Here is a 21,464-nt window from a genome sequence, read left to right as displayed (position 1 = left end):
GAGAATAGTCAATGGCTGCTTATGTTTACGATGCGAACGAGGTCAACACGAATATCGACGGGAAAATCGTTACTGGTTATTCAGAGGGTACCATGGTTTCGTGTGCTAAAGACGAAGAAAAGTTTTCGACAAAAGTCAGCGCTAAAGGTGATGTGAGCGTTGCAACAAAAAACAATCCGTTAGGCACAATTACGCTTACTCTTTCCATGGGTTCGCCGTTTGTGCCTTATTTAAATGGATTGGCAAACACGGACAAAACCTTTCCGATCTGGGTTACCGGCGGACAAGAGAAAATCGGCGGCACTGAAGCCATGGTGAAAAAGCCTGCTGATGCAGAATTCAGTGACGAAATCGGGGATCGTGAATTTGAAATTCAAGTTTTCGATTATACAGTTTTAGAGCAGTAAGGTATTAATCATGTCGAAAAGAAAAAAATCAAATGCAAAAAAGCAGTCCACTCGGGCTGCTTTTCAATATATGCAAACCAAACAATCGGAGGGAAAACCTATGTCAAAATTCGGTAAACAAAAAACAGTTAAAATCCAAGGAATCGAGTACACTCTTCAGCACCCAGGAACAAGACGGATGGTAGAAATTCAAGATGAAGCAATTAACATTAACACAGGCCGCCCAACTTCTTCACAATTGTATGAGCTGTACATGAAAGAAGTTGTGGTAAATCCAAAAGTAAACTTCGAATACTTCGATGAACATGCTGGATTCAATGAATTAATGTATGAGGTTTCTACCTTTCTTAGCGATGAAACCGTCGAAACCAAAGCAGTTTTACAAAAAGAGGGCGAGTGACAACTGGCCTATGTATCGGCTTGTGATGTCTGAGAAGTTTTCTTTCACGGAGGTTTCAGCAATGGACCTCGATACGTTACTCGAAGCCAATGCGGCTTTGGACATTCATCTGGCCGAAGAAAACAAACGAAACAAAAAGAAATAAGGGGGGTTAAACGTTGACAGACGCATTACGGAGTACGCATATTGATGTGGAATTAAACGTTGATACCTCCCCTCTTGAACGAGCAAATCGCCAGATTGATAGACTTGTTAATCATACGGATAATGCGGCCGGCCATTTTTCTCAAATGCGAACGCAAATGTCCAACATGCACAGGGAGCAGAGAAGGTTCAGGAACATGAGCATGATTCTTGACAGTTCTTCGCTACAAACTGCTGTGCGGACAATTGAAAATCTTGGCCCCGCATTTGACCTTATGACGTCTCATGTGGAAAGTCTAAACCAGACCATTCAACAAACGAACAGATTAGTGCAAAATATACCGTCACGCGTGAGCATCGACGTTGACCAATCATCATTAAACAATGCAAATGATCAAGTTGATAGGCTGCGAAACAATTTGCATAATGTGGACATGCGCCGGGTTAACGGGGGATCATCACAAAGCGCGGCGGCCATGCCTGCACCTGATTACAGGGGTATGCGATATTACGGGCGGGAAATGGACTTTTTGCGCGGCTCAACACGCGGACTTGAAGCAGATACTATTCAAATGGTCAATGAAATGCGGCAGGCTTGGAATGAGGAAAGATACGGAATGAACGGTTTCCGTAACGAGCTGATACGGGCAAGATATGGCTTCTTTCAGTTAGGGCAAGAAATGGACAACTGGACCGGGACAAATGAACAGTTCATGGATGAAGTGTACAGGCTAGGCCGGGAGCATAAAGCGGTTACTGACAACATGATCAAGAATAATAAAATGATGCGCATGAGCATGTTGCAGTCCATCGGAACGATTATGGCAATGTCAACCCAATCGGAAAAGATTGCTGCCAATTATGACAGGATGGCGAACCCGTTATACCAAGTCAACAAAGCGGGGCTTGCCGTCTCAAATACCCTTGAAAATATGGCGAAGCAGGGAACTGCGGCACACTTGGCCTTGAAGATGCTCGGGCCTACTGCAAATATGAAACAGCTTCAAGATATGACAGCCATGATAACACAGGGGTATATGCGCTTTCAGATGGTAGCGCTTGGCGCAGCCTTCACAAACTTTTTCCTATTCCAAGGGTTACACAAGGCGGCCACACAGACCGTTCCCGGTTATTCAAAGGCTTGGGAACAGATGTGCAGCACTCTTTTAAAAGCCATTCAGCCAGCCCTTGAAGTGTTCGGAACCGTTGCCATGTCAATTTATAAAGGCGTTACCGCGATCGGAAAAATGATTATTCAGTTCAACAAAGCTCATCCGGTGCTGGCGAAAATGATCCAAGGATTTTTATTGCTCATCCCTGTTTTAACCCTGCTTTTATCGCCTTTGGCAATAGGAGTAGGGTTATTTAATGGGTTTCTCGGGGCTCTGAGCAGTCTTTGGATGTTCATTGGCCCGGTAGTAACGGGGCTTGCTGCCATGTCCGGAACAGTCTATGTAGTCGCCGGCTCAATTGTCTTGCTTGTAACAGGCATTTATATGCTTTACAAGAATTTTGACAAGCTTCAAGAGCGATTCAAACCGGCTACGGATGCCATGAAGCGCTTTGCGGATACCGGAAAAACTGCGGTAGTCAGTGCCTTCCATACCATGATTAAAGAGGTACAGGGGCTTAAACCTGCATTTATGAAAGGATTTGAGGATTCACAAAAGGTTGCTGTATCCGCAATTCATAAGATGCAAGCCGAATCCTTAAAATTATGGGATCGGTTGGGCGAGTCACACCCTCATTTAGTCGCAGGGATTGAGGCTGCTTACAAAACGGCAGTTGATACTGTTTCCTCATTTGTTCAGAATGCAGGAAAACGAGTAACCGACTTTTTCGGAAAGGGAATAACCGAAGGGTTGAACAGCTTTATTAAAGGCTTCATGAATCAACTCAAGATTGGTTTATCAAGCTTTCAAGGGATTGTGTCAATAATTGCGCCTATAATTGCGTCGATTGGCCTTTCTTTCTTGGGAGTATCCGGACCGGTAGGAATAGCAATTGGGGCGATCCTCAGTTTTGTAGGGTATTTGTATCGTTTGAAAGATGCAAACCAAGCGGTCAGCAGTGCAATTCATTCGGCGTGGGCGACTGTTCAATCTGTGCTGACAACGGTATTCACGGCCATTCAGCCGATTATCACGACAGTACAGCAGGTTTTCAGTCAACTGGTAGCACAACTGACACCGCAATTTCAGCAATTAGCTGGTCAAATGCAACAGACGTTCATTCAGCTTGCAGGAAATCTTGTTCTTTTAGCCGCAGCCGTTTCACAAACACTTTCAACGATCGGCCCACAATTGATTCCATTGATCCAGCAGCTATTAACTGCATGGATGCAGGTATCAGGGCAATTAATGACGAGTGTATTGCAAATTGTCAGTTCGATTTTGCCATTACTTGTTCAAGGATTTCAGACTGTTTTTCCGGTCATTCTCAGCGTGATAAATGCGGTCTTACCTATCATCATTCAATTAGTCAGCAGTTTTTCAGGGGTTATCGTTACGATCATCCAGACTGTTCTGCCTATCCTGGTTCAGACAATTCAGATGGTCTTTCCTTTGATTATGAATATCATCCAGCAGGCTCTGCCGATTGTGGTTCAACTGATTCAATTACTCGGATCAACGATCGGACAAATTGCCATGCAAATTCTGCCGTTGATTTTAACGGCGGTGCAACAGGTGTTTCCGATCATAGGGCAGGTCATTCTGGCGGTCCTCCCGGTTGTCGCCCAGCTTCTTACTTTAGCAGCAAATATTATTTTGCAGCTTGCGCAGGCGGCTTTACCAATTTTAATTCAGGTGGTCCAGCAGGTCTTTCCGCAAATTGTGCAGATCATTCAGATGGTGCTACCTATTGTCGTTTCACTACTGCAAGCCTTGGCAAATATCATCACCACTGTTGTAATTCCAGCAATTCGTTTTATTCTGAACATCATAAATGCAGTTTTTCCAGTAGTGCTTATTATTGTGCAGACTGCCCTTACAAACATCATTGCCATTATCAATGGAGCGATAGGGATAATAATGGGGATTGTGAAAATCTTCAAGGGTCTTTTCACTGGAAATTTCAGTATGATGTGGGACGGCGTGAAACAGATTTTTTCTAGCGCGGTCGGAATGGTTACAAAACTAGTATCCAATTCAGCAGATGGAATCATCAAAGGATGGCACTATATTAGAGATAAGGTTGGTGATTTGGCTCACAGTCTATGGAAGAAAGTCACAGACAAATTTTCTGATATAGTCGAGGGAGCCAAGGCGTTACCGGGCAAGATGGGTGACGGAATCAAGAGCATGGCAAAACATGCATTGAGTGGAATTATCTCGCTCAGTAACTCAATGACCGATAAAATGGCGGATGCAGTAAACGGAGTAATTGGCGGAGTGAACTGGGTCCTTGAGAAGGTCGGTGTACCTACAATTCCTGAATGGAAGCCGGCACATTTCAAAGTGCCAAAATATGCACACGGTACAGGCTCCCATCCGGGAGGCCCGGCCATTCTTGGGGATGGCACAGGATCAAATGCGGGCCCTGAGCTTTATCGAACACCATCCGGACAAATGGGCTTGAGCCCAGCGAGGGATACCATGATGAACCTTCCAAAAGGAACGGAGGTTCTTTCTGCGAAACAGACAAGAGCTGCATTAGCGGCCCTTCCTGCTTACAGTAAGGGGAATGTCGGCGGTGGTATTTCGGGTGCGCTTGGATGGGTTAAAGATAAAGCAACCTCAGCAGTGGAAGGCGTAAAACATGTTGTTAGCAAGGCGAAAGATATTGCATTAGATGTATTTGATTATGTAGGTCATCCATCAAAGCTGCTTAATAAAGTTCTGAAACAGTTGGGTGTGTCAGCGCCTACTATGGGCGGGGCCTTTGGTGATGTAGCAAAAGGCGCTTTTACATTCATCAAGGATAAGGCCGTGGGCTTTGTGAAGGGTAAGTTGTCCAGTTATGCTGAAAGTTTCTCGGGCGGCGGAAGCAAAGCGGTGAAAAAATGGGTTGCTCAAGCTCTGAATATTAAAGGATTGGGCCCTGAATATGCCGGAGCACTCGAAACAATCGCAATGAAAGAATCCGGCGGAAACCCCAATGTTGTTAACAATTGGGATTCCAATGCAAAAGCCGGCCACCCGTCACAGGGGTTAATGCAGTTCATCCCAAGCACCTTTAACGCCCATAAAGAACCAGGACACGGAAATATTAAAAATCCGGTTGATCAAATTCTAGCGTCTATTAACTATCTGAACAGCAGATACGGCGGCATCATGAAACATCCCGGCTTGGTATCAATGGCGCACGGCGGGCCGTACAGAGGGTATGCGACAGGCGGCGTAATCAATAGCCCGCAGGTTGCGGCACTCGGGGAAAACGGCTGGCGGGAATATGTCATCACGACTGAACCGCGTTACCGGAATCAATCACTGGGAATGTATGCTGCGCTCGGCAAAGAGCTTGGGGCTGAAACTGGATATACACCAGAAAAAGCAGCAAGCAGCAGCGGTGGAACGTCTGTAAATATTACATTCAGCCCGTCTATCAATGTAAAAGTTGAGGGCGGAAGTGCAAAAGTTGAAACTGATATTTCAAAGGCTATCACCCAATCACTGGAAGACTCTTACGACAGCCTGGCGGCTCTTTTTCAAGCGGAGGGGGTTTATTAATTGGCGAAGCTTGGGAAGATCAATCTTGTTAACGAAAAAGAATCAGACGGGGCGGATGTGGAAGTCACATCTTATCCCGTTGAAAAAGGCGTGCCGATTACCGACCATGTGCAGAGAAAACCGGAAACCACAAGTGTTTCCGGTTATTTGCTTGGGAAGACGGCAAACAGCGACTATGAATATTTAAAAAAGCAAGCATATGCAGGCAATCTCCTAACCTATACCGGGCGAAAGGTCGCAAAAGACGTGATCATTACGAAAATCGACCGCGATACAGGGGAATTTTCAAACGGGTTTGCGATAACAATCTCTTTACAAGAAATCCGTATTGCAAAAAGCCCGTGGGTTAAGAAGAAGGTGAAAACAGCCGGGAAAAAGAAAAAGGCCAACAAGAAAAAAACCACAAAAAAATCCAATAAGGTTTATCACAAGGTGAAAAAGGGTGATACGTATTGGGGCTGCGCCCGCAAATACGGAACTACTGTCAGCGCATTGAGGCGGCTCAATCCATGGCCTGACAGAAGAATACCTATCGGGGTAAAGATGCGGATTAAATAGGGAGGGTACGGGAAATGGCTACGAGGGACTATATTCCTTTTGATAAAGAGGATATTCCGCAGCAGTTCGAATTTGATTTAGCGGATGACACGTTTATTCTGCGTATAAATTACAATCAATCCGATGATAGTTTTTCACTGGATTTATATGAGCAGGATATGACGCCTATCGTTCTGGGCGAGAAGCTTATACTCAATGTTCCTTTGTGGGATGACATTGTAAATGAAAATCTGCCGGCTCCCGCCCTTATCCCTTTAGATGAATCAAATTCAGAAACACGGGTTACATATAAGAATTTCATGGAAACCGTGTTTCTTTATATTGATGATGTAGCTGACGGATCGGAGGGGGATGACATTGGCGACGACGAATAAAAAACTGTTTGGCCGTGTCGTCAAGATAACCATTGATAACGGCAGTTCGCAGATCACATTTGATTACAAGGATTTAGAAATTCATTTTGAAGTGCCCTTTGATGATGATTTCAAACCCAATGAAACAAAAGTTGAGATTTATAATCTTAGCAAAGATTCGATCAACAAGATAAAAAAAGGCAGCACGATAACGGTTCAGGCCGGTTATCGGGACGACTACGGCGTTTTGACGATTGGCAAAGTGACAAAGGTTCTGAATAATTGGAGCGGCTTGGACAAGGTGACGTCGATCTATTCAAAAGACGGTGACGATTATACCCATATGAAAGTGACAACCGCCAATGCTGATCCTGCTGAGAAATATTATGTCAAAAAAAGATATAAGCTTGCAAAACCGGTTGTTACTGTCAGGAAAGACAAAAACGGCCGAACGTACAAGACTGTCAGGAATTACGGGACGCGGGAAGAGGTTAGGTATCGCAAACGATACATGAAGATTACTTTTAAAGCAGGAACTACATCGAGGCAAATTGTAGATAAACTGCTGCGCGTTCTCGGAATTAAAGTGAAAAACATTATCCTGCCGAAAAATAAGGTGTACAAAAAGGGTTACCGGGTGACTGGCTTAATAGAAAATAATTTAGAAGAAGTCATACATGATGCCGGAGCCGTTATGTACTATCGACGAGGGAAACCGGTTATTCGCCCACTTAATCAGGGCGATGATGAGCGTTTCAAATTAGAAGAGGCCACTGGGCTAATTGAGACACCTGAGCAGGTTGAGGAAGATAATTTCAAAGGTTATAAGGTGAAGTGTCTTCTTCAGCACCGTATCGCTGTTGCTTCAATTATTGAAATCAACAGCAAAACAGCAAAAGGAAAATATCGAGTGAAAGAAGGCACCCATTCGTTTGATGGAAGAGACTTTTTCACAGAATGCAAGGTGATGTAATGAGTAAAGCGACGAGGTTTTTCGATGTTTTTGAGAAAAGAATCAAACTATCTATCCATACACTGGCCCCGGCTCGCGTTGTGAAATACAATGCGGAAAAGCATACTGCTGATCTGCAATTGTTGTTCCTTATGAATGATGGTGAATACCTTCATGAATACCCGTTGATCGAACATGCACCAGTTTTAAAGCATGTTGAGCCTGATATAAAGGTTGGTTCCTCGGTCTTTGTTTCATTCGCTGAAAGATCCCTTGATAACTTGGATGGAAACAAAACGTTTGATCCTGATTCTCGACGAACGCACAGTATCAATGATCCGGTAGTCATAGGAGTGTGGGAAGGATGAAAACGCTCAAGCTTGTAGACGGTGATCTATGTTTTGAAAACGGCACTCTTCAGATGGTCGAGGGGAACGAGGAAATTGCTCAATCAGTCGAATTAACCTTGAAAACACGGTTAGGGGAATTTACTCTGGATGAACATTTCGGCTTGGATCGGAGTAACATTCTCGGGAAAGGCTTTGACCAAGAAGAGGCGCAATACGACATTATTAATGCTGTGACACAAGACGAGCGCATTGCGAGCGTTGAATCGGTTGAGTTTTCTCATGATAAAGAGACTCGAAACCTATCTGTCCACTTGAAAATGAAGAAAGAGGATGACCAAACAATCGAACTGGGGGGTGTTGATCTTGCTTGATGAAACAGGATTCCAACGGCAGACCTATTCGGAGCTTCTTGACGGCATGGAGGACAAAGCGAAGGAGCTGTTTGGCGAAGATATAAATACGTCAAGCAAAACGCCATTAGGCATTATCCTACGTATTTTTGCTTGGTTTTTGGCGGGAATTTGGGACATTGCAGAGCGAGTTTATAATAGCGGCTTTGTCAGTAAATCGGAGGGCGTTCAGTTGGACAGGTTGGGAAGTAATTTCGGTATAAGCCGGGAGCCGGCAGCCGAGGCGGTCACTACTCTGTTTTTTACTGGGGAACCCGGTTTCGTCATAGAAGAACAAACCCAATATACAACGGAATCCGGTATTTATTTCGAACTAATCGAGGATGTTGTAATCGGGGATGATGGGACGGGAACAGGTGCGGCTGTGTCGCTGTCTAAAGGGATTATTAACAATGTCGCGGCCAATACCATTACTGAACAGGCCGAGACGTTAGAAGGCGTTTATTCAGTGAATAATCCGGAAGCTGCTTCCGGCGGTACTGACGAGGAATCTGATCCGGAATTCCGGGCACGGATTAAAAAGTCTGTTGAGGGCAGTTCTGCTTCTACGAATGGCGGCATTATTTCGGCATTGCTTGCCGTTTCGGGCGTTCGTTCAGCGAATATAGTCGCGAACAATACCATGCAAACGGATGCTGACGGAAATCCACCGAAAAGCATTCATGCTTATGTTCTTGGGGGAACAAAAGTAGACGTGGCCCAAGCTCTGTTTGACAGCGTGGCGGCTGGTATTGAAACAGTCGGAGAACAATCAGTTGTCATTACGGATGCAAGTGGTTTGGATCATGATGTCAAATTTGATTTTGCAAAAGAAGTAAAGATTTATGTGCAGCTTGATTTAAAAACAAACGCTTCATTTCCTGCTGACGGCGTGAATCAGATCAAAAAGAATCTCGTATATAAAATTGGTGGGATTGATGAAAATGGTTCATCTTTTACCGGCTCGCAGATGGGTGATGACGTTATTCTTTCGCAACTTTTTAACGCTGTATATCAGGTGAATGGGGTTTCAGATGTAACTATAGAAATCGGGAAGGATGCGGCGGCTCTCAGTCAGTCAAATATTACAATTGAACCGAGAGAAGTTGCGCAAGTTCACTTCTCTGAAATAGTGGTGAATCTGATATGATCAAAGATTTAATAGGAAAGCTGACTGATGCGTTCTTGAAAGACGAAAAGAGCAATATCGGGAAGCTTTTTTTAATTGTTGATGAACAATTGACAGCATTAAAAAATTCACTGACAACGGCGGAACAATGGCGGGATATTGACGCGGCGCGCGGGAAATCGCTGGACCTTCTTGGGGATAACGTTGCTCAGAATCGGGGCCGGGCCACTGATGAAATATACCGCGTGCTCATTCGTGGAAAGGTAGCCCGGAATGCCTCAGACGGGACAACGAACCGGATTATTGAAGCGCTGGCGAAAACATTGAACTGCAAGCCGAGTGAAATAAATATTGTGAGCAGCAAGGAGAACAATCAAGATGAACCAGCTGCAATCATTGTGAAAAAGGCGCCGATCGAGGCATTAAGTAAGGTAGGAATGAGCGAAACGCAATTTTCTAACATCGTTCAAAAAACGGTGGCTGCGGGGGTTCGAGTTGCTTATGTGGATTTAAACGGCACTTTCTGTTTTTCATCATCAGCCAGCACCAAAGAAACAAGCGAATATGGGTTTTCTTCTGATGGAAAAGACGGCGGGACCCTGGGGGGCATCTTCCGGCCAGAAGATGATTACCCGTTACCAATTTAAGGAGTGTGAAGCATATGCCTTTTACAAAAGAATTACCAGAATGGGGGAACCCCGGTCAGCGGCCGCCGCAAACGTCCATTGATCAAGGGTATAAGCCGATGGACCACCCGCCGGCAGACTGGTTTAACTGGTATCAATATACAGCGTATCAGGCTCTGAAAGAGTTGCAAACGATCGGAGCAACGAAGGAAGATGTTTCTTCTGCTGTATCTGATGCCAAAGCTTATACTGACAAGCACGAAAAACGAATTGACAACCCACACAAGACAACCAAAGCACAAGTAGGACTCGGTAACGTTGACAATGTACTGCAGGCTTCCAAAGCCGATTTTGACGCCCATACAAAGGATAATGACCGGCATATTACAGCCACAGAGCGTACTAACTGGAATGCGAAGGAAACGACAACAGGAGCCCAAAACAAAGCTGATGCTGCTGAAGAAAACGCTAAAGCATATACTGATGAACTGGCTGCCCGGAGAGATAATCCACATGAGGTTACAAAGGAGCAGATCGGGCTTAGCAACGTTGATAATGTGAAACAGGCCGACTATTATGCGTTTCGCCAACACGATAACAACGGCATTCGCCATATTTCTCAAGTGGAAAGGGACAAATGGAATGGCGGGCAACTCTATCCCCTGACAACACAAGACGGGCAACGAATAAAAATAATGAAAGGGCAGAATCTTTTTGATTATCCGACAGGCTTTTATTTTGGTGCCGGCGTTGTAAACCATCCTGGTGATGATGATGCAGCTTGGTATTATTATGATATATCGGATGTGCCTGCTGACTTGGCTCCGCCACAAGGATTAAAAAAAATAGTAGCCACACGCTCTTATGATAACCGTACATGGATTTCAACAATTCACAAGGAAGGTGAGTTTACGGGTTGGCGGGAGCTTATTACTGACATTGATATTCCTTGGTTAGATGTGACGTACAAAAACGGTGCCAAAACAGGGGATCGACCTGTTCAATATCGAAAAGTAGGGAATACGCTTCACTTAAATGGTCATGTTCTTACTGACAGGGAAATTGTCTTCGGCAGCATACCCACTTCCTGCGCTCCAAGTAAAGGTGTGGTGAAATTGGTTGCAACCAGCGGAACAACTGGGTACAGCAAGATAATTGTATACGCTTCAGGCGACATGAAAATTACTGGTATTATGGCAACAACCGAATCAAAGGCCAACGGTTACTATATCGACATAAATATTCCACTAACTTAAAGAAAGGAAGGTGATTTCATGAAACTGATATTCCCTTACGGAAGCGACAATATTTATATTGGAAAGCCGGCTGAATTATCACTCGATCCGGAAACCGGAGAGTATAAGATGCCTGATAACGCTACGGACATCCCACCATTATCGGCTGATGGTGTGGGAATGTGGCGGCCTAAATTTGATAAAGAAAAGAATACTTGGATCGAAACGGCTGATCAAGAATATAAAGACAGCTTGAAAAAAGAGATAGTTACCGATCCCGATCCAGTTAAAGATCAGCTTTACAAGATCGGGCAACAACTTTCGGTCGAAGAGCTTGCAAGAAAGCAAGCTGAAGAAGGCCAGCAAGCTCTTGGGATGCAGCTTACAAATGAAATCATAGCACGAAAGCAGGCTGAAGCAGTAAATGTTTCAATGGGTAAACAGCTTGCTGCCTTAAAGCTTAAAGTATTGGAATTGGAAGGAGGGGTGACCAGTGAATCTTAATTTCTGGGTTTATGCCTTGTTCTACAAGTGGGCGACAACCGCAATGGTAAAGCAGGCAATGGGTTTTAACGATTGTACCATCGACGATATGAAAGAGGGTGTGGCTGCTGCGTATGTTACACCGGATCAGTTTCAGGAAGTAACAGGGCAACCATACGAGGAACAAACAGAAGCCAATAAATAAGGCTTTTTTATTTTGCCTCGAAGGAGGTGAAACGTATGAGATAGATAAAAGGGGGGCGTACTAATGTCACAAATGACGGAGGTACCGGAAGTGAATGCTTTACAAAAAGAAATTACAGAGGTTAAAGCCGGGCAAAAGACTCTTGAACAGCGGGTAAGTGTCCTTGAACGTTCTTCAGACAGGCATGATCAGCAAATCATTTCATTAAACGAAAAGCTGAACAAAATTGATGAAAATACGACTTGGATCAAGCGGACCATCACAGGGGCTATAATAACGGCAGTTAGCACCGGTTTTATCGGCGGGGCTATCGCGATCATGTATAACCTGTTGCAAAAATAAGGAGGAAAATAACATATGGAAAAATTCGACAAAGGTACAGTCGTCCGGACTGTGCTTCTTTTTATTGCTCTGGTAAACCAAGTTTTAGTGATGTTTGGTAAGGACGTGCTACCGATTGCAGATGACCAAGTCAATGACCTTGCGGACGCGGTTTATTTAGGCGGCTCCATCGGGTTTACGATCATCATGTCGCTGGTCGCATGGTTCAAAAACAACTATGTGACTGAAAAAGGCCATAAGCAAAAAGCCGTTTTAAAACAGCACGATTTGACCAAGTGAGGGCTGCCATTCGGCGGCCTTTTTATATTTCAAAACAGAATAGGAGAGATTTTTATGTCAGCATACAGAAACCAATATATTGATATTAATAAATGGACGCGGCCAGGAATTAAAAACAACGGTGTGAAGAAACTGGCCGTGCATTACACGGCAAACCCCGGCGCGCCTGCTGCCAATCATTATAGATATTTTGGTCAAACGCTCCCTGCACAGAACAGGAATCTATCTGAGAAAAAACAGACCTTTGCATCTGCACATATCTTTGTCGATCGTACAGAGGCTATTTGCATCATTCCGTTGAATGAGGTGGCCTATCATGCGAATGACGTTCAGCAATTCGTTAACGGGCAGCCTTACCGGGGTGTCGCGGCGCTGAAACCGAATGCGAATTTCTTATCTGTAGGCGTGGAGCTTTGCATTGAAAAGAACGGCACTTTCCATCCGGATACCATTGCTCGTGCAGAACAAGTTTGTGCCGAGCTGTGCAAAATGTATAAACTTGACCCAACCAATGATATTGTTCGACATTACGATATTACACATAAAATCTGCCCGGCGCCGTGGGTAAGCAACTCTCAAGGGTTTGCCGATTTTAAGACCCGTGTTAAAAAGCGAATGGCCGGCGTGGTTGTAACGGTGCCAGTTGTATCAAATCCAGATGTTACCCATACAGATAAAGGAAGATTCATCAAAAACACGGTGGTTTCAAGTGATGGCCTTGTTCTACGTACACAACGGAGCGCCTCTTCTTCCATGGTGCTTAACCTGCCGAATGGCACGGTTGTAAAATATCAGCTTGGATCAACTGTCAACGGATGGGGGTATGTTGAGTACACAAATTCTAAAGGCCAGACATTTCACGGATATGTGAATGTCTCCTATATTAAGAGTGATAATGAGCTGAAAAGCGGCGGACAAAAGAAGGCTGCAGCAAAGCCCAAAACAAAGAATAAATCAAAATTCAGCTTGCCTGCTGGCATTTTTAAAGTCACAAGCCCATTGACCCGAGGGGAGGCTGTAAAACAGATTCAGACAGCGCTGGCGGCTCTTCATTATTACCCCGATAAGACCGCAAAGAATTTCGGGATTGATGGCGCATATGGCGCGAAAACAGCAAACGCGGTCAAACGATTCCAATCTATGTACGGGTTAACTGCTGACGGCATCTATGGGCCGAAGACAAAAGCGAAGATCGAAGCGCTTTTGAAATGAAAATGAGCAGGCATTAGGCCTGCTCATTTTGTTTTAAGTCATTTGTTAGGTATTCTATATCTTGTATGTACCGTTGTATAGTTTCCTCAATTGCATCTCTTACAACCCGAGGGTAACCCTTTTCACCTTCCTGTTTCTGCTCCTTCTTCAGTTCTTCTAAATCCTCTTTAAACAATTTAATAGCAGTCTTTTTTTGGTCAACATTCATATGATTGTAAATTTTTCTCATGATAAGTCTCCTTTTTTAACTAATTTTAAACAAAAATTATAAATTTTAGTATATAATACTATATTGGAAGGAGGTGGTAAAATGAAAAGGATTATGTCAAGCGTAATTATTCTGTCTCTCACAGGCCTACTTTTAGTATCAACACTATTACCAAGCGTTGCAAGTGCCGCAACTCCTAATAGTCAAACTGAGACTAAAGGAACAACACAGAGTGTTAATGTTCAAACTAACACTGTGAACAATTTGGCTGAGGAACAGAGTGAGGAGCCAGTGTTCCACACTACCGGCATTAAAGGCTTTCTAGTCAAATTAGCTGCAAATACAGTCTCCTTAGGAATTAGACATGGCGGAGCAGCGGTTGGCCAAATATTAAAACATGCCGACGCTAAAGCAGCAAAAGCATTTAAAAAGAATTCAGGCTACATAGCAGATAAGATAGATGAAATAGCTGAACTTCCCGATGTTACTGCACATATGATTTCGGACAAGCTATTTAAGGCTTTGAAGGGTAAGATTGGCGGGGGATCGGCCAAAATAATTGCTGATGGTGTTTATTATGCTATTAATCTATTGTTGTTCTAAAAGCAGGTAAATGCCTGATTTTCCTCTTGGTGAATGTATAAGCTCTGAAAAAAAGATCCAGAGCGTTAAGAAGTATCGTCCGTATAATGAATGAATCCCTTCTTATGACGAGAAGGGTTTTTTGTTTTTTAAGTCAATGTATGGCCTGACTGCTGATGGCATTTACGGGCCTGCTACAAAAGCCAAGCTGGAAAAGTTACTAAAATGACAAAAAGCTCTGTACCTAATGGATGGGGCTTGTGAACGTTTTTGAAGTGAATATTATTTACCGAATTTAAAGACATGAGAAAATTCAAATAATACTTTCGTAGCAAATATTGTAAAACTTTAAATTTTATATTGAATTTATTTCAAAATGATGATAGTTAATAATTATCTAAATTTTGAAAAGGGGTTGGTAAAGTGAACAAGTTTTTCTTGGCTCTGTTTTTAACTGTATTCACTTCTATTAGCATTGTTTCAACAGCAAATGCAGCAGTACTCGATCATGACAAGGTTGTTGGCTTTAGAGAGGTGACGCCTACAACTGTTGGTCAAAAAGCGGCGAAACGTTTTCAACCATATTTAAAGGTTTATAGCGGTTGTGTTCCTTTTCCTGCAGTAGATGCGCAAGGTAATACAAGTGGCGGTTTAGAGCCTACTGGAGCGCCTGAAGGACATTGCAGCAAAAATACTGGACAAGTATATTCACGCTCTGCATGGTACAATGGGGTTTGGGCAATTATGTATTCTTGGTATTTTCCTAAAGATGAAGCCTCTCCAAGCTTAGGTCACAGACATGACTGGGAAGGAATCGTTGTATGGGTTGATAATCCAGCAAATCAAAATCCAAAAGTTTTATCCATTGCATATTCTGGACATGGAAAATTCACAAATGTAGCACCAAGCGGAACCAACATGAAAGATGGTACTCATCCTTTGATTGCCTATGACAGCACGTGGCCACTCAACCACGAATTGATGATGAGCGATCGTGTTGTAGGTGGCACTCAACCGTTAATCGGTTGGGAAGATTTAACTCCTGCCGCAAGGAATGCATTAAATACAGCAGATTTCGGTAAAGCAAATGTTCCTTTTAATGATAGTAATTTCACCAACAATTTAAAGAAAGCTTGGTTTAAATAAAAATTGATAATTCTAAATTGAGAAGAGTCCTTACTTAAAGAAGGGCTCTTTTTTCTACTGAAATTAAGAGGCAGTTACGGACCGAAAACGAAAGCCCAACTTGAATCCCCACTAAAATAAAAGAATCCCTTCTCGTTATGAGAAGGGATTTATCCGTTTATTCCTTGTATAGCTTATTAACCAACTCGCTAAATGAATCACATATATGACTCAAAGCTCCATCAGGATCTTCATATGCAATTTCATGATCCCAGAATACCACGGAGGGGTTCTCTTTATTCTGACGATAATCGAAACAGATTTCGTTACCGAAAGGATCACAGGCGAAAGGAACTATTCCTGAAAGCATTCTTCCATCCTGGTAATCTTCAAAGATCTCTAAAATAAAACTTGAACTATCCTCAGTTAAACCATGTAATCGATTAAAAACCGCACCTTTTGTATTTTCAAAGTCAAATATCTTTTTACTTGGGCGTGCCCCATTGTTGTTTAATATAGTTGTAATGTAGTCGTTAGGGAACTTAACATCTAATGCCTTTTCGATTTTTTTAACAGTTGTTTCCCCAATAGGTTTTTCGGCAAATCTCCACTCTGTCATATTGTCCAACTCCTATCTGTTCTTACTTCCTCCACCCCAAAGGTGTCGGCCTCCTGTATGGCCTGTTTTCCGATGCACCTTTTGGTCAACTAATTGCATCCTCCCTGGTTCTTGGTGATGATGCCAAGTATAACCGTCCGGTGTTTCGCCTGCTTTAATCATCTCGATTTGAAGGTCATTGAATTGATTTCTAATTAAAGGATCCGTTTCAATTTCTTCTTTTAATTTTAAGGTTGCATCTTTAAATTGTAAATAATCGCTTTCCTTATAAAGATTTGAGTCAATCTTCGTATCAAATTTTGCTTTGAAAATTGGGAAACCGTCTTTATCATATGGAACTCCAGTTTTAGGATGTTTTTCGTTTTTAAGATGACCCATTTTTAAGTTAACTGTTTTGAGGTTTCCGTATTCATCTGTGTAAGTATAAGGTGCGGCTTTAGTAAACAAATCATCCTTTGATTGAACTAATCTCTTTAAAAGCGGTGTATTTTTAACGTTAATAGTATTCCCGGCGTCTTGTAGAATCCCTTCTAATGCAGGAGTATATCGATTAACATAAGGTTTGCCAGATGGATTGCTATTCTTAATCTTTTCACTAGCTGCTTTCCCAACTTTAGCAAGATCTTTCGAACCTGTTGAGACAGAGGACTTTCCGCCTTTCAATAACAGAAGACTTCCGCCCAAGTAAGTAACATAGTGCATCCGTGTATATGCATCGCCATGAATCATCTTTTTATCCCAATCATCCTTCAATGTGTCAACCATACTTTGAAAGACACCTAGATAGTCGTATTCCAGAACAGTATCCAGAACTTTTTGAGGATCTTTGTTTAAGTTGTCAATTGTCCAACCGATATTCTGTCCGAGTTGAAGTGCTCCTTCACCGGTATCCTTGGCAAGATCGTATACACCAACAAGCAGACCTTTGGCGCCATCACCTATGATTTGCAATGCTTCTTTTCCATTATCCATGAAAGCTTTACGCTGTTCCAGAAATGAAACAAATTCAAGCTGTTCAGGGGTGAGATTCTCATAGCCAACCTTTTTGGCGATTTCTAAGTATTCATCCGGGTCGGTTACACCATCAGCCAGCTTTTTCTTCAGATCCTTGATTTCACGCTCTTTCGCCTCTTCCTTTTTAATCGTCAAATAAGCATCCGAATGTCTTGCGATATCGCCTTTTTTCTTATGGATGTCGCTTTCGCGGTACGCCTTGGCATTGTAGTGAAGCGGCGTGGCGTTTTTTCCTTTACCTGTGGCGTTTTGGAGCTGCTCAAAGTCGGCTTGGATGAACTGTTCGTTCGCTTCGGTTTCTGCGTATTCTTTCATTAGATCGTGATCGAGCTTGCCGAGCTTATGTATTGTTTCGCTTCTTTTTTTGTCAGCTGAAGAGAGCTTCTGATCCGTGTTTTCGGTTGAAAACAATTCGAGCGAGATGATGTCTTCAATCTCTCCGAGGATGGAGCGCATGTCCTTTTTCTGCTCTTCCATAATCGCCTTTGATTTACTGAGGGCGTGGGTGAGCTCATGCTCCAGAAATGATTCCTCCACATGCGAATTGGCAAGTCCGGCATCTTCGACCTTACCGGGAAGGCTTGTGAGAAATGCGATTTTCATATCGATCAGATCAAGCCAGCTGTCTGTGACGCCGGCGTGGTCTTGGAAAAAGGCTTTGATATTGTCAGCGCCCCGGCCTGAAAAGTCGCTGTCACCGAGGTCAGCCATACCTTGAAACGCTTTTTTTAGATTGACCATCTGGCCGCGCAGTTCTTTGTATTCACTCGCACGCTGTTTGGCAGCGGTCAACAAGCTGTTTGCTTCAAAAACTTTCATGACCATATCCTTTCTTTTAAAAAGCTTCAACAAGATATTACCATGGAAGAATGAAGGAAATGGTCGCTGTACGATTGAAAAGGAAAAATGAATCATTTGGCCTGCGTCTTTATTCCTTGTGTTGCTCTTGAATAAAGTTGATAGAAAGCAGATTTTAAGTGGTTGGGTAAAAATGACTAGCGGAGCATCCGTCTCTTTAGAGTGGTTTTTTTATGAAATATATTGGTGTCTCGGATAAAAATGGTATAATTCTTGTGTTAGGAGGTGGTTAAGTGGATGAGTTTAGAAACTGGGTACTTTCGATTGCGGGAATTGTCACAATATGCAAACAGCTTTATGACATCTTCCAAAATGAAAAGAAGCAGCGAGGAGAGAAAAAGAAAAAGCGCTTCCGCCGGCAAAGCTAGAAGCGCAACTGCAGGTTTCAAGGTTTTCAAGGGGGGAAACCCCTGTTTCCTCGAATATACACTCAGTATACATTAAAAGTGATTGCGGTATGCCGCAAAAACGTATTGCGGTATACTGTAACTCATCCACTTTCGAATGAAAGATTATCTCAGCAAGTACAGCACATCAGAAATGGCCATGCTTCTAATAATGTTATTTGGCCTTGTCGCTATTGATTCTAAAAACTTGTCGCTTTCGGGAATGATAGCGAGTGTAATTTTATATTTGGCTGTGATCCTCACAATTTTTAAAGGTCTTATTATGATTTGTTCAGAAAAACGACATGAAAGAAAGCGCAAAAGTTAACTTTATCCAGGAAAAAGTTTTGACTGCAGCGGAAGAGCTGCCTGAAATCACTCGGTAGCCGTTGAGCACTCTTATGACTTTTGGAAAGCTCTAGCCGTTAAAAGGTTCGAAAAGTCACATTGTTTTTGTTTGGACATTACAAGCCCTAAAAAAGAATTAGAAGCCGGCCGGAAGTAATACCGACCGTATGATGAATGAAGCCCTTCTCGAGATGAGAAGGGTTTGTGTTTGTCGTACGTTTGCCACTTAACTAAAAAACCTTTAAAAAATATCCAAATTTTTCTTTGTTTTGGTGTATAATTGCATTAAAAACAAAAAAGAGGGGTATAATTGCAATCAATTCAGAATATATCACTTATAAAAGATATCGTAACATTACCGAAGGATTCATTAGTTGATATTTGTAAACAAGCTGGTTTGCCAACTGACGGAACTATAAACGACCTATCCAGTAGAATTTGGGAAAAAATAAAGGGAGATAGAGACGTTCAAGATGAGGCATTAAGCGTTGTAAAGTCAAGAATTCTTTCGGGAAAAACGACTGTAACATGGTATAAAGCTCAGGATTCCCTTGTAGGTGCAAGAAATCTTATAATCAAAAGTCTGAGTTTTAATCCATTTCATACAGTTAATTTACCTGATCGTAATGAACTTACAAATGAACCAGTTTTATTTGCTGCTGCTGATGGCAATAATGAGGGCGAATATTACTTAAGGTTTATTTATAAATCAGGAGACGTTAGGGACTACTATAGTGAGGTTGAAACAAGACCTTTAACTAAAATGTGCACAGTTTATGTGAATGAAGAAAAGGGAATTGTCGAAATAAGAACGGATCATAAAGCTGCAAAAGAAATCACTTCAGTACTTTTTAGAATGCTAAGACAAGAAAAATTCATGGAGCAACAACGTGTCTTAGCTCCTTTTGGTAATGATGTTGAAAAACTTGCAGACGCACTTAACGGAGCAGTAATTGATACAATATCTAAGCCTGAATATTTGTTGGAAGAATTTTCAGACGAGCAAGCAGAAGCGACAGTCAACATTTTAGCAGCTTTGGATGAATTTTTTGGAGAAAATGATTTAGAGCAATTAAGACAAAATTTAGAACAGGCCCAGAAAATTTTCGGAGAAAACTTATTGGAAACGCCTTTTACGGCAATAATCCTAACAGGACTTCAAAAGGTATCTATGGGGTCTCATAAAGAGTTAAGAGGTCAGCCCCTTTATGATTTTTTAAGACCTTATTTGCAACACCAGACTGGATTTATTCGCTTCCCTTTCAGAGAACCGGAAACTGGTACTGTTGAGGAATATACTATTAGGGTAGGCTTAAGAGTGAACAGCATTTATTTCGTTACACCGGCTACAGAAAATGTAATGAATTATGTGCGCGAAAGAATAATTATATGATATTATTAACACAGCTTTTAAACTGAAGGAGGGATCTGTTGTGTCGGATAAATGGGAAGTTGATTATTGGATTGAAGATAAAGCCAGATCAATGATAAAGAGCTTTTACCCCACTATTGTATCTAGGGACACAGATATACCCCTTTCAGTGGTTTTCGGTAGGCTATTAGAGTTATCGAGGGATAACAAGTTGAACTTAAAATGGGAAATAAGGTGCCCTGAATGCTATTATACGATAGCCACACTTGATGATTTCCCTGATTTAGTTAATGGAAAGACTGTTTATTGTAATGAACTTTGTCATGAAGAGCATGAAATAACAGCAGATTGCATTTTTCCGGTTTTTGAATTTTCTCCGGAATACAAAACATCGATAAAAAAAAAAGCAGTGGCACTAAAACCAAGGAAAGAAACAGAAATAGAGGACAAAGTTCTGGTCCCGTGTCTATCATAGATAATGGATTGTTTGATCAAGACGCAGTGAATATTCTTAAGGAAATGTCACCAAATTTTGAGAAGACTTTAGACAAAGGGCTATTGCCACACATTACTATGTATTTTGGAGGAAATCATATGAATGATCATAGAAATATCGGCGATGTTAGTGTTAACGGAGACAATGTAAATGTAATGGGAGATCATAACCAATTCAATAAAGTAACTATTACAGAAAAACAAGAGATTGATAAAGCATATGAAGAACTCTTAACTGAAGTCAAAAAAATTCAGGATGAGAACAAACGAGATACTATAGAGTTTATGACACAACAATTAAAAGAAGCAATCGATAAAAAGGATTCAGAAAAAGGAAAGAAGATAATTCCGTTAATACAAGGAGCTATTGGGACAATTGGGTCGCTAACAACCATTGCAAAGTTTTTTGGTGTAACAATTTAAAGCCCTTTAGGGCTTTTTTATATTATCCACTTTTTCTTTAGCTTATCCCACTTCAAAATGCGCTGCCTCATCAAATTTTTCACCGCATCACGGATCGTCTGTTCATCTTTCCCGGTTTTCCTTTTCAATTGTTCCATGGAGGGATTTTTTCCAAAGCGGGTCATGTTTAAGATGATCCTATATACTTTCCTCTCAAAGTCATTCATTTGAATTACCTCCTGAAGAGAATAATACCAGAACAAACATTCCCTTTTCAACTTAAAATAGAACAAAAGTTCGTATATGATGATAGTAAATAAG

General features: G+C 42.1%; 26 protein-coding genes and 1 pseudogene. 23 read left to right on the top strand and 4 right to left on the bottom strand.

Going from position 1 to position 21,464, the window contains the following annotated elements:
- Positions 1 to 11: 11 nt before the first annotated feature.
- From RUW00_RS17125 to RUW00_RS17050, 16 genes are all read left to right on the top strand, one after another.
- Positions 12 to 407, top strand: a complete 396-nt coding sequence (locus tag RUW00_RS17125; protein WP_315956686.1) for a phage structural protein — start codon at positions 12 to 14, stop codon at positions 405 to 407.
- Between the two features lie 100 nt (positions 408 to 507).
- Positions 508 to 807, top strand: coding sequence for a hypothetical protein (locus RUW00_RS17120; RefSeq protein ID WP_014470552.1), 300 nt, complete (start codon positions 508 to 510; stop codon positions 805 to 807).
- 158 nt (positions 808 to 965) lie between these two features.
- Positions 966 to 5,621: a transglycosylase SLT domain-containing protein gene (locus RUW00_RS17115; RefSeq protein WP_073982180.1), complete on the top strand. Its 4,656-nt coding sequence runs from the start codon at positions 966 to 968 to the stop codon at positions 5,619 to 5,621.
- Positions 5,622 to 6,179 (top strand): LysM peptidoglycan-binding domain-containing protein, encoded by a 558-nt coding sequence (locus RUW00_RS17110; RefSeq protein WP_073982179.1) that lies wholly within the window; start codon positions 5,622 to 5,624, stop codon positions 6,177 to 6,179.
- 14 nt (positions 6,180 to 6,193) lie between these two features.
- Positions 6,194 to 6,553: a phage baseplate plug family protein gene (locus tag RUW00_RS17105; protein ID WP_014470549.1), complete on the top strand. Its 360-nt coding sequence runs from the start codon at positions 6,194 to 6,196 to the stop codon at positions 6,551 to 6,553.
- Complete coding sequence (locus RUW00_RS17100; RefSeq protein WP_073982178.1) at positions 6,537 to 7,505, top strand: phage protein; 969 nt, start codon at positions 6,537 to 6,539, stop codon at positions 7,503 to 7,505. The genes RUW00_RS17105 and RUW00_RS17100 overlap by 17 nt, the downstream gene beginning before the upstream one ends.
- Complete coding sequence (locus RUW00_RS17095; RefSeq protein ID WP_073982193.1) at positions 7,505 to 7,852, top strand: Gp138 family membrane-puncturing spike protein; 348 nt, start codon at positions 7,505 to 7,507, stop codon at positions 7,850 to 7,852. Before RUW00_RS17100 ends, RUW00_RS17095 begins: the two co-directional genes overlap by 1 nt.
- A complete protein-coding gene (locus tag RUW00_RS17090; RefSeq protein WP_073982177.1) occupies positions 7,849 to 8,205 on the top strand; it encodes a DUF2634 domain-containing protein in 357 nt (118 codons plus the stop codon). The genes RUW00_RS17095 and RUW00_RS17090 overlap by 4 nt, the downstream gene beginning before the upstream one ends.
- A complete protein-coding gene (locus RUW00_RS17085) occupies positions 8,189 to 9,373 on the top strand; it encodes a baseplate J/gp47 family protein (protein WP_254654634.1) in 1,185 nt (394 codons plus the stop codon). The genes RUW00_RS17090 and RUW00_RS17085 overlap by 17 nt, the downstream gene beginning before the upstream one ends.
- Positions 9,370 to 9,999: a hypothetical protein gene (locus RUW00_RS17080; protein ID WP_073982175.1), complete on the top strand. Its 630-nt coding sequence runs from the start codon at positions 9,370 to 9,372 to the stop codon at positions 9,997 to 9,999. Before RUW00_RS17085 ends, RUW00_RS17080 begins: the two co-directional genes overlap by 4 nt.
- Before the next feature lie 14 nt (positions 10,000 to 10,013).
- The gene (locus tag RUW00_RS17075; RefSeq protein ID WP_073982174.1) at positions 10,014 to 11,234 is read left to right on the top strand and encodes a hypothetical protein; all 1,221 of its coding nucleotides are present in this window, start codon (positions 10,014 to 10,016) and stop codon (positions 11,232 to 11,234) included.
- An 18-nt stretch (positions 11,235 to 11,252) separates the two neighbouring features.
- Positions 11,253 to 11,717: a hypothetical protein gene (locus RUW00_RS17070; protein WP_073982173.1), complete on the top strand. Its 465-nt coding sequence runs from the start codon at positions 11,253 to 11,255 to the stop codon at positions 11,715 to 11,717.
- Positions 11,707 to 11,901, top strand: coding sequence for an XkdX family protein (locus RUW00_RS17065; protein WP_014470541.1), 195 nt, complete (start codon positions 11,707 to 11,709; stop codon positions 11,899 to 11,901). The genes RUW00_RS17070 and RUW00_RS17065 overlap by 11 nt, the downstream gene beginning before the upstream one ends.
- Positions 11,902 to 11,973: 72 nt before the next feature.
- On the top strand, positions 11,974 to 12,243 hold the full coding sequence (locus tag RUW00_RS17060) for a hemolysin XhlA family protein (RefSeq protein WP_014470540.1): 270 nt from the start codon (positions 11,974 to 11,976) through the stop codon (positions 12,241 to 12,243).
- 15 nt (positions 12,244 to 12,258) lie between these two features.
- Positions 12,259 to 12,522: a phage holin gene (locus RUW00_RS17055; protein ID WP_017417521.1), complete on the top strand. Its 264-nt coding sequence runs from the start codon at positions 12,259 to 12,261 to the stop codon at positions 12,520 to 12,522.
- 54 nt (positions 12,523 to 12,576) lie between these two features.
- A complete protein-coding gene (locus tag RUW00_RS17050) occupies positions 12,577 to 13,734 on the top strand; it encodes a peptidoglycan-binding protein (RefSeq protein WP_315956685.1) in 1,158 nt (385 codons plus the stop codon).
- A gap of 13 nt (positions 13,735 to 13,747) precedes the next feature.
- Here the strand turns inward: RUW00_RS17050 and RUW00_RS17045 are convergent, their stop codons facing one another.
- Positions 13,748 to 13,963, bottom strand: a complete 216-nt coding sequence (locus RUW00_RS17045) for a hypothetical protein (RefSeq protein WP_017417298.1) — start codon at positions 13,961 to 13,963, stop codon at positions 13,748 to 13,750.
- An 81-nt stretch (positions 13,964 to 14,044) separates the two neighbouring features.
- Here RUW00_RS17045 and RUW00_RS17040 point away from each other — a divergent pair, with 81 nt between their 5' ends.
- The 3 genes and pseudogenes from RUW00_RS17040 (at position 14,045) to RUW00_RS17030 (ending at position 15,670) form a co-directional block, all read left to right on the top strand.
- On the top strand, positions 14,045 to 14,545 hold the full coding sequence (locus tag RUW00_RS17040; RefSeq protein ID WP_073982311.1) for a hypothetical protein: 501 nt from the start codon (positions 14,045 to 14,047) through the stop codon (positions 14,543 to 14,545).
- 127 nt (positions 14,546 to 14,672) lie between these two features.
- Positions 14,673 to 14,753: pseudogene (locus RUW00_RS17035) on the top strand (peptidoglycan-binding domain-containing protein); the annotation flags it as partial.
- A gap of 194 nt (positions 14,754 to 14,947) precedes the next feature.
- The gene (locus RUW00_RS17030) at positions 14,948 to 15,670 is read left to right on the top strand and encodes an NPP1 family protein (protein ID WP_073982310.1); all 723 of its coding nucleotides are present in this window, start codon (positions 14,948 to 14,950) and stop codon (positions 15,668 to 15,670) included.
- Positions 15,671 to 15,827: 157 nt separating this feature from the next.
- On the opposite strand, the gene RUW00_RS17025 is transcribed toward RUW00_RS17030, so the two are convergent.
- Positions 15,828 to 16,268 carry an SMI1/KNR4 family protein gene (locus RUW00_RS17025; protein ID WP_073982309.1) on the bottom strand — a complete coding sequence of 147 codons (441 nt, stop codon included), beginning with the start codon at positions 16,266 to 16,268 and terminating at the stop codon, positions 15,828 to 15,830.
- A 12-nt stretch (positions 16,269 to 16,280) separates the two neighbouring features.
- A complete protein-coding gene (locus RUW00_RS17020; protein WP_315956719.1) occupies positions 16,281 to 18,101 on the bottom strand; it encodes a T7SS effector LXG polymorphic toxin in 1,821 nt (606 codons plus the stop codon).
- 272 nt (positions 18,102 to 18,373) lie between these two features.
- On the opposite strand from RUW00_RS17020, the gene RUW00_RS17015 reads away from it, so the two are divergent.
- The 4 genes from RUW00_RS17015 (at position 18,374) to RUW00_RS17000 (ending at position 21,164) form a co-directional block, all read left to right on the top strand.
- Positions 18,374 to 18,508, top strand: coding sequence for a hypothetical protein (locus RUW00_RS17015; protein WP_262975063.1), 135 nt, complete (start codon positions 18,374 to 18,376; stop codon positions 18,506 to 18,508).
- A 676-nt stretch (positions 18,509 to 19,184) separates the two neighbouring features.
- Positions 19,185 to 20,267: a hypothetical protein gene (locus RUW00_RS17010; protein WP_073982292.1), complete on the top strand. Its 1,083-nt coding sequence runs from the start codon at positions 19,185 to 19,187 to the stop codon at positions 20,265 to 20,267.
- Between the two features lie 40 nt (positions 20,268 to 20,307).
- On the top strand, positions 20,308 to 20,721 hold the full coding sequence (locus RUW00_RS17005; protein ID WP_073982291.1) for a hypothetical protein: 414 nt from the start codon (positions 20,308 to 20,310) through the stop codon (positions 20,719 to 20,721).
- Positions 20,722 to 20,840: 119 nt separating this feature from the next.
- Positions 20,841 to 21,164, top strand: coding sequence for a hypothetical protein (locus RUW00_RS17000; RefSeq protein ID WP_073982290.1), 324 nt, complete (start codon positions 20,841 to 20,843; stop codon positions 21,162 to 21,164).
- 17 nt (positions 21,165 to 21,181) lie between these two features.
- Here the strand turns inward: RUW00_RS17000 and RUW00_RS16995 are convergent, their stop codons facing one another.
- Positions 21,182 to 21,370: a hypothetical protein gene (locus RUW00_RS16995; protein ID WP_073982289.1), complete on the bottom strand. Its 189-nt coding sequence runs from the start codon at positions 21,368 to 21,370 to the stop codon at positions 21,182 to 21,184.
- Positions 21,371 to 21,464: the final 94 nt, after the last annotated feature.

It is taken from the genome of Bacillus sp. IS1, from assembly GCF_032461585.1.
In the GTDB taxonomy this organism is placed as follows: Bacteria; Bacillota; Bacilli; order Bacillales; family Bacillaceae; genus Bacillus; species Bacillus velezensis.
Note: the sequence above shows the minus strand (reverse complement) of the source record. Positions and strands in the feature narration are given on the sequence as shown.

Coding starts and splice junctions, on each gene's coding strand:
- RUW00_RS17095 (WP_073982193.1), top strand. CDS start 7,505: ATGAGTAAAGCGACGAGGTTTTTCGATGTTTTTGAGAAAAGAATCAAA.
- RUW00_RS17055 (WP_017417521.1), top strand. CDS start 12,259: ATGGAAAAATTCGACAAAGGTACAGTCGTCCGGACTGTGCTTCTTTTT.
- RUW00_RS17105 (WP_014470549.1), top strand. CDS start 6,194: ATGGCTACGAGGGACTATATTCCTTTTGATAAAGAGGATATTCCGCAG.
- RUW00_RS16995 (WP_073982289.1), bottom strand. CDS start 21,370: ATGAATGACTTTGAGAGGAAAGTATATAGGATCATCTTAAACATGACC.
- RUW00_RS17070 (WP_073982173.1), top strand. CDS start 11,253: ATGAAACTGATATTCCCTTACGGAAGCGACAATATTTATATTGGAAAG.
- RUW00_RS17025 (WP_073982309.1), bottom strand. CDS start 16,268: ATGACAGAGTGGAGATTTGCCGAAAAACCTATTGGGGAAACAACTGTT.
- RUW00_RS17090 (WP_073982177.1), top strand. CDS start 7,849: ATGAAAACGCTCAAGCTTGTAGACGGTGATCTATGTTTTGAAAACGGC.
- RUW00_RS17050 (WP_315956685.1), top strand. CDS start 12,577: ATGTCAGCATACAGAAACCAATATATTGATATTAATAAATGGACGCGG.
- RUW00_RS17040 (WP_073982311.1), top strand. CDS start 14,045: ATGAAAAGGATTATGTCAAGCGTAATTATTCTGTCTCTCACAGGCCTA.
- RUW00_RS17075 (WP_073982174.1), top strand. CDS start 10,014: ATGCCTTTTACAAAAGAATTACCAGAATGGGGGAACCCCGGTCAGCGG.
- RUW00_RS17060 (WP_014470540.1), top strand. CDS start 11,974: ATGACGGAGGTACCGGAAGTGAATGCTTTACAAAAAGAAATTACAGAG.
- RUW00_RS17000 (WP_073982290.1), top strand. CDS start 20,841: ATGAATGATCATAGAAATATCGGCGATGTTAGTGTTAACGGAGACAAT.
- RUW00_RS17020 (WP_315956719.1), bottom strand. CDS start 18,101: ATGAAAGTTTTTGAAGCAAACAGCTTGTTGACCGCTGCCAAACAGCGT.
- RUW00_RS17080 (WP_073982175.1), top strand. CDS start 9,370: ATGATCAAAGATTTAATAGGAAAGCTGACTGATGCGTTCTTGAAAGAC.
- RUW00_RS17125 (WP_315956686.1), top strand. CDS start 12: ATGGCTGCTTATGTTTACGATGCGAACGAGGTCAACACGAATATCGAC.
- RUW00_RS17045 (WP_017417298.1), bottom strand. CDS start 13,963: ATGAGAAAAATTTACAATCATATGAATGTTGACCAAAAAAAGACTGCT.
- RUW00_RS17120 (WP_014470552.1), top strand. CDS start 508: ATGTCAAAATTCGGTAAACAAAAAACAGTTAAAATCCAAGGAATCGAG.